General features: G+C 73.0%; 17 protein-coding genes. 7 read left to right on the forward strand and 10 right to left on the reverse strand.

The annotated features are described in order from the left end of the window. Positions 1-62: 62 nt before the first annotated feature. A complete protein-coding gene (locus tag ACIOHG_RS36010; protein ID WP_400957446.1) occupies positions 63-887 on the forward strand; it encodes a pirin family protein in 825 nt (274 codons plus the stop codon). Between the two features lie 18 nt (positions 888-905). On the opposite strand, the gene ACIOHG_RS36015 is transcribed toward ACIOHG_RS36010, so the two are convergent. Beyond that, entirely contained in the window at positions 906-1733 is an 828-nt protein-coding gene (locus tag ACIOHG_RS36015; RefSeq protein ID WP_400957448.1) for a serine hydrolase domain-containing protein, read from the reverse strand. 118 nt (positions 1734-1851) lie between these two features. On the opposite strand from ACIOHG_RS36015, the gene ACIOHG_RS36020 reads away from it, so the two are divergent. Both ACIOHG_RS36020 and ACIOHG_RS36025 read left to right on the forward strand, forming a co-directional pair. After that, a complete protein-coding gene (locus tag ACIOHG_RS36020) occupies positions 1852-2370 on the forward strand; it encodes a MerR family transcriptional regulator (RefSeq protein ID WP_400957450.1) in 519 nt (172 codons plus the stop codon). Next, entirely contained in the window at positions 2367-3386 is a 1020-nt protein-coding gene (locus ACIOHG_RS36025; RefSeq protein WP_400957452.1) for an aldo/keto reductase, read from the forward strand. Before ACIOHG_RS36020 ends, ACIOHG_RS36025 begins: the two co-directional genes overlap by 4 nt. Before the next feature lie 28 nt (positions 3387-3414). Here the strand turns inward: ACIOHG_RS36025 and ACIOHG_RS36030 are convergent, their stop codons facing one another. The 7 genes from ACIOHG_RS36030 to ACIOHG_RS36060 all read right to left on the reverse strand — a co-directional run bounded on the left by ACIOHG_RS36030 (position 3415) and on the right by ACIOHG_RS36060 (position 10355). After that, on the reverse strand, positions 3415-4605 hold the full coding sequence (locus ACIOHG_RS36030) for an alpha/beta hydrolase (RefSeq protein WP_400957455.1): 1191 nt from the start codon (positions 4603-4605) through the stop codon (positions 3415-3417). A 144-nt stretch (positions 4606-4749) separates the two neighbouring features. Next, positions 4750-5085: an MmcQ/YjbR family DNA-binding protein gene (locus tag ACIOHG_RS36035; RefSeq protein ID WP_400957457.1), complete on the reverse strand. Its 336-nt coding sequence runs from the start codon at positions 5083-5085 to the stop codon at positions 4750-4752. Between the two features lie 79 nt (positions 5086-5164). After that, positions 5165-6373 carry an acyltransferase gene (locus ACIOHG_RS36040; RefSeq protein ID WP_400957460.1) on the reverse strand — a complete coding sequence of 403 codons (1209 nt, stop codon included), beginning with the start codon at positions 6371-6373 and terminating at the stop codon, positions 5165-5167. A gap of 43 nt (positions 6374-6416) precedes the next feature. After that, a complete protein-coding gene (locus tag ACIOHG_RS36045; RefSeq protein ID WP_400957462.1) occupies positions 6417-7532 on the reverse strand; it encodes an alpha/beta hydrolase in 1116 nt (371 codons plus the stop codon). 115 nt (positions 7533-7647) lie between these two features. Further along, positions 7648-8325, reverse strand: a complete 678-nt coding sequence (locus ACIOHG_RS36050; protein ID WP_376051253.1) for a response regulator — start codon at positions 8323-8325, stop codon at positions 7648-7650. Continuing rightward, the gene (locus ACIOHG_RS36055; RefSeq protein WP_400957465.1) at positions 8322-9590 is read right to left on the reverse strand and encodes a sensor histidine kinase; all 1269 of its coding nucleotides are present in this window, start codon (positions 9588-9590) and stop codon (positions 8322-8324) included. Before ACIOHG_RS36055 ends, ACIOHG_RS36050 begins: the two co-directional genes overlap by 4 nt. 72 nt (positions 9591-9662) lie before the next feature. Continuing rightward, positions 9663-10355 (reverse strand): TetR/AcrR family transcriptional regulator, encoded by a 693-nt coding sequence (locus tag ACIOHG_RS36060; protein ID WP_400957467.1) that lies wholly within the window; start codon positions 10353-10355, stop codon positions 9663-9665. A gap of 195 nt (positions 10356-10550) precedes the next feature. On the opposite strand from ACIOHG_RS36060, the gene ACIOHG_RS36065 reads away from it, so the two are divergent. Beyond that, positions 10551-12137 (forward strand): MFS transporter, encoded by a 1587-nt coding sequence (locus ACIOHG_RS36065; protein ID WP_400957469.1) that lies wholly within the window; start codon positions 10551-10553, stop codon positions 12135-12137. Positions 12138-12293: 156 nt separating this feature from the next. Here ACIOHG_RS36065 and aceE read toward each other — a convergent pair whose 3' ends face one another. After that, complete coding sequence (gene aceE, locus ACIOHG_RS36070) at positions 12294-15044, reverse strand: pyruvate dehydrogenase (acetyl-transferring), homodimeric type (RefSeq protein WP_400957471.1); 2751 nt, start codon at positions 15042-15044, stop codon at positions 12294-12296. A gap of 468 nt (positions 15045-15512) precedes the next feature. Between aceE and ACIOHG_RS36075 the strand changes: the two genes are divergently transcribed. The 3 genes from ACIOHG_RS36075 to ACIOHG_RS36085 all read left to right on the forward strand — a co-directional run bounded on the left by ACIOHG_RS36075 (position 15513) and on the right by ACIOHG_RS36085 (position 17333). Then, entirely contained in the window at positions 15513-15950 is a 438-nt protein-coding gene (locus ACIOHG_RS36075; RefSeq protein WP_400957474.1) for a DUF3052 domain-containing protein, read from the forward strand. Positions 15951-16157: 207 nt separating this feature from the next. Next, entirely contained in the window at positions 16158-16616 is a 459-nt protein-coding gene (locus tag ACIOHG_RS36080) for a peroxiredoxin (protein ID WP_400957476.1), read from the forward strand. A gap of 141 nt (positions 16617-16757) precedes the next feature. Next, entirely contained in the window at positions 16758-17333 is a 576-nt protein-coding gene (locus tag ACIOHG_RS36085; RefSeq protein ID WP_400957479.1) for a TerD family protein, read from the forward strand. A gap of 209 nt (positions 17334-17542) precedes the next feature. On the opposite strand, the gene ACIOHG_RS36090 is transcribed toward ACIOHG_RS36085, so the two are convergent. After that, the gene (locus tag ACIOHG_RS36090; RefSeq protein ID WP_400957482.1) at positions 17543-18658 is read right to left on the reverse strand and encodes a helix-turn-helix domain-containing protein; all 1116 of its coding nucleotides are present in this window, start codon (positions 18656-18658) and stop codon (positions 17543-17545) included. Positions 18659-18803: the final 145 nt, after the last annotated feature.

An 18803-nucleotide genomic window follows, 5' to 3' on the forward strand; every position in this document is an offset into this window, starting at 1 on the left:
CTGGTGCCCACCCGGCCCGATGTCGTCCGGTGGCCCCCGTCACACCGGCTACCGTGGTGCCCGTGAGCGTGGATTCTTCGCCCCAGGACGGGCAGACGTCCGAAACCTTCGAACCGGTGTCCGCCCCCGTCCGCAAGGAGCGCGGCCGGGCCGACCTGCGCCGCGCCGCCGAGCGCTACCTGTCGGAACCCGCCGAAGGGATCACCACCCGGCACGCCTTCTCCTTCGCCGGCCACTACGACCCGCGCAACACCTCCTTCGGTGCGCTGCTGGCCTGCAACGAGGAGACCCTGGCGCCCGGCGCCGGGTACGGGGCGCACCGGCACACCGACACCGAGATCGTCACCTGGGTCGTCTCCGGTGCGCTCGCCCACCGCGACGACGCGGGCCACGCGAGCGTGGTCCGGCCCGGCACCGTCCAGCTGCAGTCCACCGGCAGCGGCGTCGTCCACACCGAACGCAACGTCGGCGGGGCGACGGAGCCGGTGACCTTCCTCCAGATGTGGCTCCAGCCCGACGGGTTCGGTGCCGCCCCGGTGGTCGGCCTCCGCCCGGTCCCCGACGGCGACGGACTGTTCCTGCTGGCCTCGGGGCGCCCCGGGGACGACGCGCTGCGGCTGCGCCGCGGCGACGCCGCGCTCTGGCTGGTCCGGGTCGGGCCGTGGGCGGCGCTGCCCGCGCTGCCGGCGGCGCCCTTCTGCTACGTCCACGTGGTGGCGGGCTCGCTCGGCTACCGCACCGTCCCGGGCCCGCAGGGCGGCGGCCGCTCGGCCGCGGCCGGCGACTCCGTCCGGATCACCGGCGACGCATTCGCGGACCCGACGGCGGGGGAGGACGGGGTGGAGCTGCTGCTCTGGGAGATGCACACGCCCGTGCGGTTCGGCTGAGGGGCGCGCCCGGCCGCGCTAGCGCTCCGCGAGGACCGCGTCGCTGAGCCGGGGCCACACCTCGGCGGCCCAGGGGCCGAAGTCGCGGTCGGTGAGGGCGAGGCAGGCGAGGTCGGCGGCGGGGTCGACCCAGAGGAAGGTGCCGGACTGGCCGAAGTGGCCGAAGGTGGCGGGGGAGTTGGCGGTGCCCGTCCAGTGCGGGGCCTTGTGGTCGCGGATCTCGAAGCCGAGGCCCCAGTCGTTGGGACGGCGGTGGCCGAAGCCGGGCAGCACGCCGCTGGTGCCGGGGAAGGCGACCTCGCGGGTCGCGGCCCGCACCGTCCCCGGGTCGAGCAGCTTGGGGGACTGCAGTTCGGCGGCGAAGCGGGCCAGGTCGGCGGCGGTGGAGAGGCCGCCCGCGCCGGCGGGGGCCCGGTGGGCGGTGTTGATCAGGGTGGCGTGCATGCCGAGCGGCCGGAAGACCGCCTCGGCGGCGTACTGGGCGAACGGGATGCCGGAGGCGTCCTCCAGGGCGGCCGCGAGGACGTCGAAGCCGGCGTTGGAGTAGAGGCGCCGGTTGCCGGGCTCGGCCATCACCCGGTGCTCGTCGAAGGCCAAACCGGAGGTGTGGGCGAGCAGGTGGCGGACGGTGGAGCCGGGCGGGCCCGCCGGGTCGTCGAGTTCGAAGACGCCCTCCTCGACGGCGACCAGGGCGGCGTAGGAGCTGAGCAGCTTGGTCACCGAGGCCAGCGGGAACAGGTGCTCCTGCGGCCCGTGCGCGCCGAGCAGCGCGCCGTCGCTCCCGCGCACCACCGCCACCGCGGCGTGGGGTACCGGCCAGTCCTCGATCATCCGCAAGCTCTCCATGGGGCGCACTCTATCCAGCGGGACGCGGCCGGACCGGGCGCCGGGCGTGCCAGGCTTGCTTGGAGCGCGCTCTAACTCAGTAGCGTCGTGTTCGTCGCCGAGACGGGGGTCAGTTCCGATGGCAGGGTCCGCACCGCAGGTCACCGAGTGCGAGCAGGCGTTCCGCAGGCCCGGCCGGGCCCCGGACCCGACGCCGCGGCACGGCATCAGCGAGGTGTCCGCGGCCAGCGGGCTGTCCGCGCACACGCTGCGCTGGTACGAGCGGATCGGGCTGCTGGAGCCGGTGGACCGCTCGTACGGCGGGCAGCGCCGGTACAGCGACGGGGACCTGGCCCGGCTGGCGTTCCTCACCAAGCTGCGGCTGACCGGGATGCCGGTGGCCGACATGGTGCGGTACGTCGAACTGCTCCGGGCCGGGGACGACACCCGGGCCGAGCGGCGGGACCTGCTGGTCGCGCACCGCGAGGAGGTGCGGCAGCGGCTCGCCGACCTGCACGCCACGCTCGCGGTGATCGACCTGAAGATCGACCACTACGCCGAGCTGGGCGGCCGGCCCTGCGGCGACCTGCCGGGCCCGGTGGCGGCGGCGGACGTGCAAGCAGTCGAGGACGAGGCAGAGGACAGGAAGAGCGCATGAGCAGCAGCAACAGCACCATCGGGACCACCCGGCTCGGCACCGACGGTCCGGTCGTCGGCGTGCAGGGCCTGGGCTGCATGGGGATGAGCGAGTTCTACGGCCCGACCGACACGGCGGAGGCGCTGGCCACCCTGGAGCGGGCGCTGGAGCTCGGGGTGACCCTGTTCGACACCGCCGACATCTACGGGTCGGGCGCCAACGAGGAGCTGATCGGCCCGTTCGTCCGGGCGCACCGGGAGCAGGTGGTGCTGGCCACCAAGTTCTCCATCGAGCGGCGCGCCGACGACCCGCACTACCGGGGCATCCGCAACGACCCGGCGTACATCCGGCAGGCGGTCGACGCCTCGCTGCGCCGGCTCGGCGTCGACGTGATCGACGTCTACTACATGCACCGGCGCGACCCGCAGGTGCCGCTGGCCGAGTCGGTCGGCGCGATGGGCGAGCTGGTCGCGGCCGGCAAGGTGCGGCACCTGGGCCTGTCCGAGGTGACCGGGCCGGAGCTGCGGGAGGCGCACGCGGTGCACCCGATCGCGGCGCTCCAGTCGGAGTGGTCGCTGTTCGCCCGGGGCGTGGAGCGCTCCGCGGTGCCGGCCGCGGCCGAGCTGGGCGTGGCGCTGGTGCCGTACTCGCCGCTCGGCCGGGGCTTCCTGACCGGCTCGTTCGACGCCGGGCGGCTGGCCGCCGACGACTACCGCCGCCACCTGCCGCAGTTCACCGGCGACAACGCGGCCGGGAACGACGAGCTGATCGCCCCGGTGCGGCGGATCGCCGCCGGGCGCGGGGTGACCCCGGCCCAGGTCGCGCTGGCCTGGGTGCAGCAGCGGGCCGAGGTGCACGGCCTGTCCGTGGTGCCGATCCCGGGCACCCGCAAGCGCGAGCGGCTGGCGGAGAACGTCGCCGCGACCGGGCTGCGGCTGGACAAGGAGGAGCTGGCCGAGCTGGAGCCGATCGCCGGCCGGGTGGCGGGCGACCGCTACGCCGACATGAGCTCCACCGCCGAGGCCCGCGAACTCTGACGGACCGTCAGGAGAGGTCGAGGGGGCGTCAGTTCCCGTCCGCGGGGCGGGCGCTGACGTCCCCGTAGTGGCCGAGGGCGATCGCCGCGAAGTTGTGCCGGCTGGCGGTGCCGTCGACCAAGTAGCCGTTGTGGCCGTTGGCGCCCGCCGAGGAGATCGCCATCGCGCCGAACGCCTGGGTGGTCGGGTCGGCGCCGTGCCCGAGGCCGCCGACCTCCAGGTACGGCACGTTGCCGATCCAGTCGCCCGGGTTGCGGGCCGCCCACACCTGGACGCCGGAGCCGAGTTCGGACACTGAGTCGACGCCCATGCCGGGGCTGCCGAACGCCACCACGTCGGTCGGCTGCGCCTCGTGCACGGTCGGGGCGGCGGTGCCGCACACCACCGAGCCGTAGGAGTGGCAGAGCAGCGCGGGCGGCGCCTCGGGGGAGGTGGTCTGCTTCAGGCCGCCGAGCAGCCGCTCCAGCCGGGGCGCGGCGGCCTCGGCGAGCCGGGAGGTGACGGCGTCCGGGCCGAGGCCCTGCGGGGTGACGTAGCCGGTCCAGGCGATCACCGCGGTGCGGGTGCCGGGCGACTGGGCGTGCTCCTCGGCGTACAGCGCGCGGGCCATGCCGGCGGGGGAGCGCATCGGGTCGGCGGTCTGGTCGAAGTGGCCGAGGTCCGCGTCCGAGCCGGGCACCAGGACGGCGACCCGCTGGGCGGCGGCCAGGTCGCCCCAGACCTCGGTGACCAGGCCGCGGCCGCGCGGGTCGAAGGCGAGGATCTGCCGGCCCTCGGCGAGCAGCCGGTCCGAGTCGTTGGCCCGGGAGGCGGCGAGCGCCCGGACGGCGGGCTCCAGCGCCGGGTCCGCGGAGCGCTGCCGGGCCCGGTCCCGCTCGGCGGCGATCGCCACCCGGTTCGCCCGGTAGCGGGCGTCCAGCGGGGCGCCGTCCAGGTTGCCGACCACCAGCGGGTACTCGGCGACCAGCCGGTCCAGTTCGGCGGGCGTCAGCGAGGCGAAGAAGGCGGCGACCACGGCGGGCTTGGCGGTGGCCGGGTCCGGGAGGGCGCGGCCGAGCGAGTCGTCGGCGACCCAGGCGGCGCTGCCGGCCGGCGGGGTGGTGATCGCCAGCTGCTCGGCGCCGGCGGCGGCCTGCGCGGCCGCGGCGCCGGCGTCCACCAGCACCGCGCAGCCCGCGAAGACGCCGATCAGGATGCGCTTGACCCGCCTGCGGTGCATGGCGTCCACTCCCTCGGGCCGGTGCGTCTCGGCGGGACGGGCCCGACGGTGCTCTGAGCTGCCAACAACTAGTGGCCAGAGTAGAGGGCGGCAGGTGCCGGAGGCAGGGCGCAAACAGTGTTCCCCGTCACATTCGCCCGGACGCTACCTGTCGTACTCCTTGAGGGCCCGCTTCGGCGCCACCGAGCGCCAGGCGTCGGTGAGCAGCTCCCGCAGCTCCTCCGTCCCGACGCCGGACAGTTCGACCCGGACCCAGCCGAACCGGCCAGTGTAGGGGGCGACCGAGTACACGGCGGGCGCGGCGGCGACCAGTGCGGCCTGCTCCTCGGGCGTGGCCTTCACGGTGGCGGCCCCGGCCTCGGCCCGGCCCATGGCGAAGATCTTCCGGCCGACCCGGAAGGTGTCCTGCTCCCAGGTGGTCTCCCGGTGCGCCTGCGGAAGTTCCAGGGCCAGCGCGGTCAGTTCCTCGAAGGTCGCCATGGCCGCCAGCGTACGGGGCGCCGGCGGCGGTGGCCGAAAGACCGTCAGTTCGATCCGGCGGCAGGAGGACCGGGGGCGCTCAGACCGCGCCGAGGGCGTACGCCGCGAACAGGGCGGCGCCCGCCCCGGCCACCGCGCGCCAGGCGCGCGAGGGCCACGGGCCGTCGAAGCGCCGCGCCCGGCTGCCGATCAGGGCCAGCACCAGGCCGAACACCGGCAGCCAGGCCAGCCGCTCCAGCGCCCACAGCCCCGAGTCGGGCGCGGTGGTCAGGCCCGGGACGGCCCCGCCCAGCCGCGAACCGGCCAGCGCGGTGAGGAACATCGCGCTCTGGTGCCAGCAGAAAATCGTCATCGCGCCCAGGTTGACCACCACCACCGGCAGCCAGAGCAGCGGGCGGCGCAGCGCCCGGCCCAGCCGGTCCTTCAGCAGCATCGCCGCGCCGCCCTGCACCGAGGCCAGCGCCGGCACCAGCAGGGACGGCGGGTGCGAGTTGGTGCGGGCCGCGCCCGGCACCCCGACCATGCTGGCCGGGTAGTGGAACACCAGCAGCAGCACGGCGAACAGCGCGGCCCCGCCGAGCGCCAGCAGCCCCGCCCCGGCCCGGGCGATCCGGCCGTGCGCCCAGTCCACGCCCAGCTGGTAGGCGAACAGCCAGCCCGGCAGCAGGTTCAGCAGGCCCAGCCACCCCGGCATCGCGGCGCCCCACGGCCCGTACCGCAGCAGGTCCACCGCGGCGACCGCCGCCAGCAGCAGCCCGGCGCCCCAACCCCGGCTCCACGCACCGAACTTGACGCACAGCGGGGTCAGCGCGGTCAGCACCAGGTACATCCCGATGTACCAGAGCGGCTGCACCATCAGCACCGCCCCGGTGCGCACCGTGTCGGCGGGGACGCCGAGCAGGCGCAGCAGCGGGACCAGCGCCGCCCAGACGGCGGCCACCCCGAGCACCGGCCGGACCAGCCGCAGCGTCCGGTCGCGCAGCCAGCGCCGGGCGCCGGTGCCGCGTTCGGCGGCGCGCTGCCAGGACAGCGCGGAGGCCCGTCCGCCGACCAGGAAGAACACCCCCAGCAGCTGCAGCACCCAGCTGAGCGGGGCCATGAACCCGAGCGCGCCCAGCGGGCTCGCGTTGTGCAGCACGCCGCCGGTCAGGGTGAGGCCGCCGAGCAGCCAGTGCCCGACCGGCACCGAGAGCAGGGCGAGGGCGCGCAGGCCGTCCAGGGCGCGGTCGCGGGTGGCGGGGGTCTTCGCGTCGGCCTTCGCGGCGGCGCGGCGGAGCGTGGTCAGCACGGGAGTCCCTTTCCGGGAGGACGCAGGGGGAGCGCGGGAGGTGTCAGGCGGTGGGGGAGCCGGTCAGGGCGAGGGCGGCGAAGGCCGCGAGCGAGGCCGAGCCGGGCGCGAAGTAGCCGCTGTGGCCGTGCGATCCGGTCGACGGCAGCGGGCGGGCCCGGAAGTCCGCGGCGGTGGGGTCGGCGCCGTGGCCGAACCCGAACAGCCGGACGTTCGGCACGTCGGCGATCCAGTCCTCCGCGTTGCGCCGCACCGCCCACACCGGGACGGCCAGCTCCTCGGCCCGGTCCAGGCTCATGCCGGGGGAGGCGAGCACCACCAGCCGCGCGACGTCCCGCGGGTCGGGCTTCGCCAGCCCGCAGACCACCGAGCCGTAGCTGTGGCAGAACACCGTGACCGGCCCGGTGGACGGGGCCAGGCCGGCCAGCAGCCGGTCCAGCCGGGGCGCGCCGGCCCGCGCCAGCTCCTCGCGGGCCACGTCCACCCCGATGCCGAGCGGGGTGGTGTAGCCGACCCAGGCCACCACCGCGACCCGGTCGCCACTCGCGGCGCGCAGCGAACGGGCCATCCCGGCCAGGGTGTCGAAGCCGTCGGCGGTGGCCTTGTCGTAGGTCCCCAGGTCGACGTCGGCGCCCGGTACCACGACGGCCGTCCGGGCGTCGTGCGCGAGGTCGCCGAACACCTCGGCGACCTGGCCGCGGCCGCGCGGGTCGAAGGCGAGCAGCTGACGGCCGGTCAGGCTCCGGTAGCGGTCGGCCAGGGCGGCGGCTGCCGCGCGCTCGTGCGCCGGGCGGGCGGCGTCGTCGGCCAGGGCGCGCTGCCGGTCCAGCTCCGCGGCCAGGGACAGCGCGTTGGCCCGGTAGCGCAGCGCGGTCGGGGCGCCGTCCAGGTTGCCGACCACCTGCGGGTGGCGGAGCAGCAGGGCGTCCTGCTGGGCGGGCGTCAACTGCCGGAAGAAGGAGGCGACTTCGGTGGGGGAGGCGGTGCCCGGGTCGGGCGTCCGCAGGCCCGGCACGGCCTCCGCCACCCAGGCGGCGGCCCCCGGCGGCGGGCCGGTCAGCGGGGTCTGGGCGTCCGCGGCCGCCCACGACCCCGTTCCCAGTACGGCCGCCAGCACCAGCCCGGCCACGGCCGTCCCCCGACGCAGACGTGACAGCATCCTCGTTCCTCCTCCTGTTCGGCAACGGGAGGAAGGTAGGAACGGGACACCCGGCGGGACGTCACCCCACGGGGCCAAGCCGCCTGTCGTACCGGGGAGTCACCCGGAGGCAGTGCTACTGCGCGCCGGGCTGCACCAGGCCGCTCTCGTAGGCGAGCACCACGGCCTGGGCGCGGTCGCGCAGGTCGAGCTTGGCCAGGATGCGGCCGATGTGGGTCTTCACGGTCTGTTCGGCGAGCACCAGGTGGGCGGCGATCTCCTGGTTGGACAGGCCGCGGGCGATCAGCTCCAGCACCTCGGTCTCGCGCGGCGTCAGCCCGTTGAGCCGCAGCCGGGGGTCGCGGCGCGGCGCGGGCCGGTGGCGGGCGAAGTCGGCGATCAGGCGCCGGGTGACGGACGGGGCGAGCAGCGCGTCGCCGGCCGCGACCACCCGGACGGCGGCGATCAGGTCGGCGGGCGGGGCGTCCTTCAGCAGGAAGCCGCTGGCCCCGGCCCGCAGCGCCTCGTACACGTAGTCGTCCACGTCGAAGGTGGTGAGCATCAGCACGCGCGGCCGGTGCACCACCCCCGGCGGCGGGTCGAGCAGCCGGCGGGCGGCCTCCAGGCCGTCCATCTCGGGCATCCGGACGTCCATCAGGACCACGTCGGGGTGGGTGCGGCCGCTGACCTCCAGGGCCTGCCGGCCGTCGGCGGCGTCGCCGACCACGTCGATGTCGCTCTGCGCGCCCAGCAGGGCGGCGAATCCGGCGCGGACCATGGCCTGGTCGTCGACGACGAGGACGCGGATCGTCATGCGGTGTTCTCCCCCGGGGCGGTGCCGTGCAGCGGCAGGACGGCGGTCACCCGGTAGCCGCCGTCGGCGGTCGGGCCGGTGTCCAGGGTGCCAGCCAGCAGCCGGACGCGCTCGCGCATTCCGACCAGGCCCTGCCCGGTGGAGCCGGGGCTCTCGACGGCGGCGGACCGCCCCGGCGGCGGGGCGTTGTCCACCCGCACGGTGAGCGCGCCGTCGGCGGCGTCCAGCCGGACCTCGGCGGTGGCGCCGGGCGCGTGCCGGACCACGTTGGCCAGCGCCTCCTGGACGATCCGGTACGCGGAGAGGCCGACCGCCTCGGGCACCGGGTCGAGCGCCTCCGCGCCCGCGGCGACGGCGAGTTCGGCCCGCACCCCGGCCTGGGCCACGGTGGCCAGCAGCTTCGGCAGGTCGGCCAGGCCCGGCTGGGGGGCCTTGTCGGCGTCGGCGTCGGCGGAGCGCAGCACGCCCAGCAGGCGGCGCATCTCGGCCAGCGAGCCGCGCGCGGCGGTGGCGATCTGCCCGAACTCGGCGACCGCCTCCTCGGACAGGCCGCCGAGCCGGTAGGGGGCGCTGTCGGCCTGCACGGCGATCACCGACATGTGGTGGGCCACCACGTCGTGCAGCTCGCGGGCGATCCGGGCGCGCTCCTCCAGCAGGGTCCGCCCGGCCCGCTCGGCCTCCGAGATCTGCTCCTGCTCGGCCAGCAGCCGCTTGGCCTCGCCCCGGCCGCGCAGGCTCCAGCCGAGCAGCAGCACCGCCGCGGAGACCGCCGCGACTACCACCGAGGTGCCGTCGAAGTGCGCGCTGAAGGCCGTCCAGCTCAGGCTGCAGCCGAGGAAGGTGACGATCCAGACGGCGAGCAGGGTGCGGCCGCGCTCGCGGACCGCCAGCAGGACCATCAGGAACAGGTACCCGAGCAGCGTGGTGACCGGCCACGGCCAGGGCTGCTCGGCGGCCGACCCCTGGGTGGCGACGGCGCCGACCAGCACCGACGGCGCCATCAGCTGCCAGGCCGTCAGCGGGCGGGTCAGCGCCAGCACCAGCGACCCGGCCTGCACGGTGGCGAGCGCCGTGGCCAGTGCCGGGTCCAGCCCGTAGAGCTGGGTGAACGCGACGATGCCGGTGGGCAGCAGGCAGGCGACCGCGGCCAGCACCGCCCCGTGGGGGGCCAGCCGGACCCACCGCCGCCGCGCGTCCGCCAGCGGCGGGCGCCGGTCGGGGACGGGTTCGGACAGGGCGCGGAGGAAGGCTTTCCAGATGCTCACCGGGCCGAGGGTAGAGCGGGGTACGGGCGCTGTCCTCATACCCCGGTAGCCGGCCCGGGTGCTACCGCGGTGCTACCCGGCGGCGGGCCGGCGCCAGGAACCCGCCAACGCCGGTCCCAGCTGGTCGAGGTGACGCTCGATCAGCGCCAGCATGCCGTCCATGTCGTGGCCGCCCTGGTCGGGTTCGGCGGCGTAGGCGAGGTGCGAGATCCGCACCACGGTGCCGAAGACGGCGGCGAGCAGCCGGGGCCGCAGGTCGACGGCCGGGTCGAGGCCCTCGCGCTCGGCGAGGATGCGGGCCACCGCCACCTCCTGCTGGATGGCGTGCCGCAGGTGCGCGGCGAGCAGGGTGGGGGTGGACTCGATCAGCTCGAACAGCTCCAGCGCGGCGGACGCCGAGCCGCGGCCCTCGTCCAGGCCCAGCCAGACCTCGCGGACCGCGCCACGCATCGCCTCCAGCGGGTTCTCCCCGGCCGGGCGGGCCCGCAGCCGGGCCAGGAACTCCTCCTCGGCCTCGGCCAGCACCGCGAGGGCGACCTCCTCCTTGTTGGCGAAGTACCGGAAGAAGGTGCGCTGGGAGACCTCCACCTCGGCCGCGATCTCGTCCACCGTGGTCCGCCCGTAGCCCTGCCGGAGGAACAGCCGCAGGGCGGCGCCGCACAGCGAGTTCCTGGTCCGCTGCTTCTTGCGTTCGCGCAGGCCGACGGGCGTCGGGTCGGCGGACGTCGGGTCGGCCGTGGTGGTGGCGGCGGTGGTGGTGGCCATGGGTCAACGATAGTCGCCTGACAGTTGACATCGGGTGACAGGAGTCACGCTTTGTCTAATGTCAGTGGCTGACATAATGTTCGGCGGACGGCGGTGCCCGATCGCTGGAGCTCGTGGGGACGGGCGAGGGCCGGGCGCCGCCGCAGTCCGGCGCCGTGCTCGCGCACCACCACACGAACGGGGAACTCCCGAGCCATGAGCCAGTCCGTTGTACTCGACAAGGAAGCGGCCCAGGCCGCCGGGGGCAAGCTTCGGGGACACCCCTGGCTGACCCTGCTCACGGTCGCCGTCGGCGTGATGATGGTGGCCCTCGACGGCACCGTCGTCGCCATCGCCAACCCGGCCATCCAGACCGACCTGAAGGCCTCGCCGGCCGACATCCAGTGGGTCACCAGCGGCTACCTGCTGGCCCTCGCGGTCTTCCTGATCACCGCCGGCAAGATCGGCGACCGGTTCGGCCACAAGAGCACCTTCCTGGTCGGCGCGGTCGGCTTCGCCGCCACCTCCGCCGCGATCGGCTTCGCCGGCTCGATCCAGCAGGTGATCTTCTACCGCGTCCTGCAGGGCCTGTTCGGCGCGCTGCTCCAGCCCGCCGCGCTCGGCCTGCTCCGCGGCGCCTTCCCCGCCGACAAGCTGAACATGGCGATCGGCATCTGGGGCGGCGTCATCGGCGCCTCCACCGCGGCCGGCCCGATCGTCGGCGGCCTGCTGGTCGAGCACGTCAGCTGGGAGTCGGTGTTCTTCATCAACATCCCGGTCGGCGTCCTCGCCCTGGTGCTCGGCCTGCTGATCCTCAAGGACGTCCGCGCCGAGAACGCCGCCAAGTCCTTCGACATCCCCGGCATCGTGCTGCTCTCCGGCGCGATGTTCATGCTGGTCTGGGGCATCATCAAGGCCCCGAGCTGGGGCTGGGGCGACCCCGCCACCCTGCTCTTCCTCGGCGGCGCGGTGCTCGCGCTGGCGCTCTTCGCGGTCTGGCAGAACTACGCCGAGGAGCCGCTGATCCCGCTCGCCCTGTTCCGCTCGGTGCCGCTCTCGGCCGGCACCCTGCTGATGGTGCTGATGGCCTTCGCCTTCTTCGGCGGCATCTTCTTCGTCACCTTCTACCTGCAGAACGTGCACGGGATGGCCCCGGTCGACGCCGGCGTCCACCTGCTCCCGATGACCGGCATGATGATCGTCGGCGCCCCGCTGGCCGGCTTCCTGATCGGCAAGGTCGGGCCGCGCATCCCGATCGTCGGCGGCATGCTGTTCACCACCGCCGCGATGCTCGGCATGTCCACCCTGGACGTCGACTCCGGCAACGGCGCGATGGCGCTCTGGTTCGTGCTGATGGGCCTCGGCCTCAGCCCCGTCATGGTCGGCGCCACCGAGGTGATCGTCGGCAACGCCCCGCTGGAGCTGTCCGGCGTCGCCGGCGGCCTCCAGCAGGCCGCCATGCAGGTCGGCGGCTCGCTCGGCACCGCCGTCCTCGGCGCCGTGATGGCCTCCGAGGTCACCGACGTGCTGCCCGGCAAGTGGGCCGCCACCGGCGTCCCGTTCCCGACCGGCGAGCAGGGCGAGCAGCTCAAGCAGGCCGCCCAGCTCGGCATCGCCCCGCCGGCCCCGGCCGGCACCCCCGAGAACGTCGTCCGGGGCATCGCGGACGCCGTCCACTCCTCCTTCGTCAGCGGGATGGGCCTGGCCTTCACCGTCGCCGCGGTGGTCGCGCTGGCGGCGGCCGGCCTCGGACTGCTCACCAAGCGCGGCGCCAACGACGCCGGTCCGGCCGTGCACATCTGACGCAACGTCACCGTACGGGGTCCGCCCGGGGAGGGGAGTCCTCTTCCCGGGCGGACCTTGCTGTTCGCGGCGGGCGACCGTCCGGCAACGGAAAGGTCCGCCCGAGGAAGGGGAGTTCCCTCCTCGGACGGACCTTTCAGGTCAGCGCCGAGCCGCTCAGGCGTCGCCGCCCGCGGCGCCCGGGTCGGCGGCGGCCACGTCGAGCAGCTGGTAGCGGTCGATCGCGTCCTTCAGCGCCGAGCGGTCGATCCGGCCCTGCTTGGCCAGCTCGGTGAGCGTGGCCAGGACGATCGACTGGGCGTCGATGTGGAAGAAGCGCCGGGCCGCGCCGCGGGTGTCGGCGAAGCCGAAGCCGTCGGCGCCCAGCGACTGGTACTGGCCGGGGACCCAGCGGGCGATCTGGTCCGGGACGGCCCGCATCCAGTCCGAGACGGCCACGAACGGACCCTCGGCCCCGGAGAGCTTCGAGGTCACGTACGGGACGCGCTGCGGCTCCTCGGGGTGCAGCAGGTTGAACTCCTCCGCCTCGACGGCGTCCCGGCGCAGCTCGTTCCAGGAGGTCGCCGACCAGACGTCCGCCTTGACGTTCCACTCCTCGGCGAGGATGCGCTGCGCCTCCAGGGCCCACGGCACCGCCACGCCGGAGGCGAGCAGCTGCGCGGGGATCTGGCCGGCTTCGCCGTCCTTGAGCTTGTAGACGCCCTTGAGGATGCCGTCGACGTCGACGTTCTCCGGCTCGGCGGGCATCCGGATCGGCTCGTTGTAGACCGTCATGTAGTAGAAGACGTCCTCGCCGTGCGGGTGCGCGGGGGAGGAGCCGTACATCCGGCGCAGGCCGTCCTGCATGATGTGCGCGATCTCGTAGCCGTAGGCCGGGTCGTAGGCGACCACACCGGGGTTGGTGGAGGCCAGCAGCTGCGAGTGGCCGTCGGCGTGCTGCAGGCCCTCGCCGGTCAGCGTGGTGCGGCCGGCGGTGGCGCCGATCACGAAGCCGCGGGCCAGCTGGTCGGCCATCTGCCAGAACTGGTCGCCGGTGCGCTGGAACCCGAACATCGAGTAGAAGACGTAGACCGGGATCAGCGGCTCGCCGTGCGTCGCGTACGAGGAGCCCGCGGCGATCAGCGAGGCGGTGCAGCCGGCCTCGGAGATGCCGTCGTGCAGCATCTGGCCGGACGGGGACTCCTTGTACGCCAGCAGCAGCTCGCGGTCGACCGACTCGTAGGTCTGGCCGAGCGGGTTGTAGATCTTGGCGGACGGGAACAGCGAGTCCATGCCGAAGGTGCGGTACTCGTCGGGCGCGATCGGCACGAAGCGGTTGCCGATGCCCTTGTCCCGCATCAGGTCCTTGAGCACCCGGACGAACGCCATGGTGGTGGCGATGGTCTGGTTGCCGGAGCCCTTCTTGACCGCCTTGTACGCGTCGTCGCCCGGGAGTTCGAGCTTGCGCGGGCGCACCTTGCGGGTGGGCACGTAGCCGCCGAGCTCCTCCCGGCGGTCGTGCATGTACTGGATCTCCTCCGAGTCGCGGCCCGGGTGGTAGTAGGGCGGGTAGCCCTCGTCCAGCTGCTTGTCGGTGATCGGCAGGTGCAGCCGGTCGCGGAAGCGCTTCAGGTCCTCGACCGTCAGCTTCTTCATCTGGTGGGTGGCGTTGCGGCCCTCGAAGTTGGGGCCCAGCGTCCAGCCCTTGACGGTCTGCGCCAGGATGACGGTCGGCTGGCCCTTGTGCTCGCGGGCGGCCTTGAACGCGGCGTAGACCTTGCGGTGGTCGTGGCCGCCGCGGCCCAGGTGCTGGATCTGCTGGTCCGTCATGTTCTCGACCATGGCGCGCAGGCGCAGGTCGCCGCCGAAGAAGTGCTCGCGGATGTACGCGCCGGTCTCGGTGGCGTAGGTCTGGAACTGGCCGTCGGGGGTGGTGTTCAGCTTGTTGACCAGGACGCCGTCGCGGTCCTGGGCCAGCAGCGGGTCCCAGGAGCGGTCCCAGACCAGCTTGATGACGTTCCAGCCGGCGCCGCGGAACTGCGACTCCAGCTCCTGGATGATCTTGCCGTTGCCACGGACCGGGCCGTCCAGGCGCTGCAGGTTGCAGTTGACCACGAAGGTCAGGTTGTCCAGGCCCTCGCGGGCCGCCAGCGAGAGCTGGCCCAGCGACTCGGGCTCGTCCATCTCGCCGTCGCCGAGGAAGGCGTAGACCTGCGAGTCGGAGGTGTCCTTGATGCCGCGGTGCTCCAGGTAGCGGTTCATCCGGGCCTGGTAGATCGCGCCGAGCGGGCCGAGGCCCATCGAGACGGTCGGGAACTCCCAGAAGTCCGGCATCAGCCGCGGGTGCGGGTAGCTGGAGAGGCCGAACGGCGCCTTGGACTTCTCCTGCCGGAAGGCGTCGAGCTGCTGCTCGGTCAGCCGGTCCAGCAGGAAGGCGCGGGCGTAGATGCCGGGCGAGGCGTGGCCCTGGAAGAAGACCTGGTCGCCGGACTCGCCGTCGGCGTCCTTGCCGCGGAAGAAGTAGTTGAAGCCCACGTCGTAGAGCGACGCGGAGGAGGCGAAGGTGGCGATGTGGCCGCCGACGCCGATGCCGGGGCGCTGGGCGCGGGAGACCATGACGGCCGCGTTCCAGCGCGTCGCGTTCAGGATCTTGCGCTCGATCTCCTCGTTGCCGGGGAAGAACGGCTCGTCCTTGGTCGCGATGGTGTTGACGTAGTCCGTGCTGCGCATCTCGGGCACGGCGACGCGCTTCTCGCGGGCGCGCTCGATCAGCCGCAGCATCAGGTAGCGGGCGCGCTCGCGCCCGCGCTCGTCGATGGCGGCGTCAAGGGACTCCAGCCACTCCGCGGTCTCCTCGGGATCGAAGTCCGGGACCTGGCTCGGGAGGCCGCCAATGATGATCGGGTTGCGATCGGATCCGGAAGCCACGCTGTTCCTTCACTGTCGGTCGAAGCTGAGTTGTCGCGCCGCCTCCATCGTGCTACCGCGTTCGGAGATCCGTCATCTCTACCGATCGGTAACCGTTCCGCCCGTCGGGCGGTACGGTCAGGAGGTGGTCCGACCTGGGACCCCGGCCGGACAATGGCGGCCGGCCGGGACGAGGGCCAACAGGAGACTCTACGCCCGCACCCTCCTCCGGCCCGAATGCCGTTCGCATCTCGGGCAGGCGTGCGGGGTGTGAACGGGCTCCGCGCGGGCAGGAGACGAAGCATCCATGTCGGTGCGCAGCCGGACACACCGGGGCGATTGCGGCCATAATGGGCGGCATGTCGCCCCGCGACACGTCAACCTTTGGGTGGGATCGGGGGTCGGGTACTTGCGCGAACCGCCGCTCCCGTGTGGACTACGGCCACAGCCCCGGCATGGACGCCGGGCCGAATACTGGAGGTTATTCCCGTGAGCGCGACCGCGGACCCCGCGGACAAGTCCAACCCGGCTCTCCGTCTGGGCTTCGAAGAAGGCCAGGTCATCCAGGAGCTCGGGTACGACGAAGACAGTGACCAGGAGCTCCGCGAGGGCATCGAGGAGATCACCGGCACCGAACTCGTCGACGAGGACTACGACGACGTCGCCGACGGCGTCCTGCTGTGGCACCGCGACGAGGACGGGGATCTCACCGACTCGCTGGTCGACGCCCTGGAGTACCTGGCGGAGGGCGGCCTGATCTGGCTGCTGACGCCGAAGACCGGCCGGGACGGCCACGTCGAGGCGCACGAGATCGCCGACGCGGCCAAGACCGCCGGCCTCTCGCAGACCAGCTCCATCGCCATCGCCAAGGACTGGGCGGGCACCCGGCTGGCCACCCCCAAGGCCTCGAAGGCCGGCAAGCGCTGACCCTCGGACCGCGACCCGCGGCGGGCCCGGCCGGAGCAGTGCTCCGGCCGGGCCCGCCGGCATCCCGGGGCAGTTGCGCCACTGTGTTCACTCAGGGCTGAAACCGCCCCGTTCGGCCGCCCCGCCTCACCCGAACGGCCGATCGAACGCCCGCGGATGGGAGGATCTCCCTGCCCGCAGCATCCCCTCCGGCAGGAAGGCCCCGCAATGACCGTCGAGATCGGCGCCCAGGCCCCCGACTTCGAGCTCAAGAACCAGCACGGCGAGTCGGTGAAGCTCTCCGACTTCCGCGGCGAGAAGAACGTCGTCCTGGTCTTCTACCCGTTCGCCTTCACCGGCGTCTGCACCGGCGAGGTCTGCGAGATCCAGAAGGAACTGCCGCGCCTGCAGAACGACGAGGTGCAGGTGCTCGCCGTCTCCAACGACGCGCCGTTCTCGCTGCGCGTCTTCGCCGACCAGGAGGGCCTGGAGTACCCGCTGCTCTCGGACTTCTGGCCGCACGGCGAGGTCTCCCGCGCCTACGGCGTCTTCAACGAGGAGAAGGGCTGCGCGGTCCGCGGCACCTTCGTCGTCGACAAGGAGGGCACCGTCCGCTGGAGCATCGTGAACGGCCTCCCGGACGCCCGTGACACCAAGGAGTACCTGGCGGCCCTCGGCGCCCTCTGAGGCCCCCGCCGACCGCCCTCCCGGCCCGGCCGCCCGGATTCGTCCGGGTGGCCGGGCCGGGTTGTCGGCGCGGCCGGGGAACCCGGCACTACGATCGGGCCGTTGACGGATCGGGAACCGGAACATTCTTGGAGGAACCACGTGGGTGTCAGCCTCAGCAAGGGCGGCAATGTCTCGCTGACCAAGGAGGCGCCCGGCCTGACCGCCGTGGTCGTCGGCCTCGGCTGGGACGTGCGCACCACCACCGGCACGGACTTCGACCTGGACGCCAGTGCGCTGCTCTGCACCGACCAGGGCAAGGTCCGCTCCGACGCCGACTTCATCTTCTTCAACAACCTGAAGAGCGCCGACGGCTCGGTCGAGCACACCGGCGACAACCTCACCGGTGAGGGCGAGGGCGACGACGAGCAGATCAAGGTGAACCTGGCCGGCGTCCCCGCCGACATCACCAAGATCGTCTTCCCGGTGTCGATCTACGACGCCGAGAACCGCCAGCAGAGCTTCGGCCAGGTCCGCAACGCCTTCATCCGGGTGCTGAACCAGGCCGGCGGCGCCGAGATCGCCCGCTACGACCTCTCCGAGGACGCCTCCACCGAGACCGCGATGGTCTTCGGCGAGCTGTACCGCAACGGCGCCGAGTGGAAGTTCCGGGCCATCGGCCAGGGCTACGCCTCCGGCCTGCGCGGCATCGCCCAGGACTTCGGCGTCAACGTCTGACGCGCTGAGCGGGTAATCCGTTCGATCGCAGGCCACGCGGTTGCACCGCAGGTCAGGGGCCAGATCCTAGGATCTGGCCCTTCCTGCTTTCTCCGGCCGGATCAGCCTGTTTCCGACCCCTGTGCTGACTACGTGCTGACCCCCGTACGGGTCCCGCCCCGGCCCTGCCGAGGCAGACTGTTGATTGCACGGCAGTTCGGAACGGTCCGCTACGACGTGATCTCATCCATGAGCATGCGCAGGGTAAGGCTGTGCTTCTCGGGGGGAAGCGAGTCCAGCGCGGCACGGGCGTACCCGACTCCATTGGTTCGGTCACCCGACCGGGCCAGCATCAGGCCACGGTGCATTTCAAGGTGCGTACGGAACCGGGGCAGGGTGGCAGGCAGCTTCCGGGCAGCTTGCTCCTGTGCCTCAACCGCCCGGCGCTCTTCGCCCAGGCGCGCAGCCAGCAATGACACGAAGACATTCATCCGCCACTCAGGTACCGCATAGTCCGACTCCTCACGATCGCCGGAGGCGGCGTGCTCGAACACCCGCCACCCTTCGTCCGTGAGGGCCAGCGCGGCCCGGTGGTCGCCCCTGATCGCTGCAACATGCGCCTTGCCCATCAGGGCGTTCAGGCGGCCCAGCGAGGGTCGGTCAGACAGGGCCAGGGCTTCATCCGCGAAGCGGTCGGCAACGGCCAGTGACGCACCTTCGTAGCCCAGTGCGATAGCAGCCCGGCCACGGACCCAGACCCGAGAGTCCACGTCTCCCGACCGGTCCGCCGACGTGGCGGCCATGCGGTACCAATCAACAGCCTTGGAGCCGTCACTACCCGGGAACGTCTTCGCGTACAGCGTGGCCAGCTTCGCAGTAACTTCCCACATCCCCGGAGTCTCCAACTGCTGTTGCAGCACTACGAGATCAGCACTCAGCCGACGCTGAATCTCCGCTGCTCCGGCCGACATGTAGTCACGACCGTACGTCGCCAACTTGGCTTGCCAGTCGTCCACGGATGGACGACGACGCAAGGCGGCATCGAAGCCATGAGTAAGAAGATCAGACGCCACGATCGGCGCTATGGCCGTGGCGGCAACATCGGTCAAGAAGGTACGGCGGTCCACGTCAGCCAACTCCAAGGTTGCAAGCGGTACTTGCAGGGCCGTCGCAAGGTGCCTCAGCCACCAAGGGCCAGGCTTCACCTTGCCCCGCTCCCACCGGCTGACTTCCTCGCGCGTGATGTTGGCCTTGTAACCCGTTGCCTTGCCCAGTTCCTCAGCCAACCGGCTTTGAGACCAACCGTGACCCTTACGAAGATCACGGATCAACCCACCGATGCCCATGGGGGCATCATGCCCCTAACGCTGCCCCTACGTAGCCGGATTCCTGCCAGTGTCCCGCGTCAAGCAGTTGGCAGGTTTTCGGGTTCGGGAAAGTTGGGGACGAGCGGGTCCGCGGCGCCGGTGTGGACGTCGTTGGGCCGGTTCC

The organism is Kitasatospora sp. NPDC088134 (assembly GCF_044741705.1).
In the GTDB taxonomy this organism is placed as follows: Bacteria; Actinomycetota; Actinomycetes; order Streptomycetales; family Streptomycetaceae; genus Kitasatospora.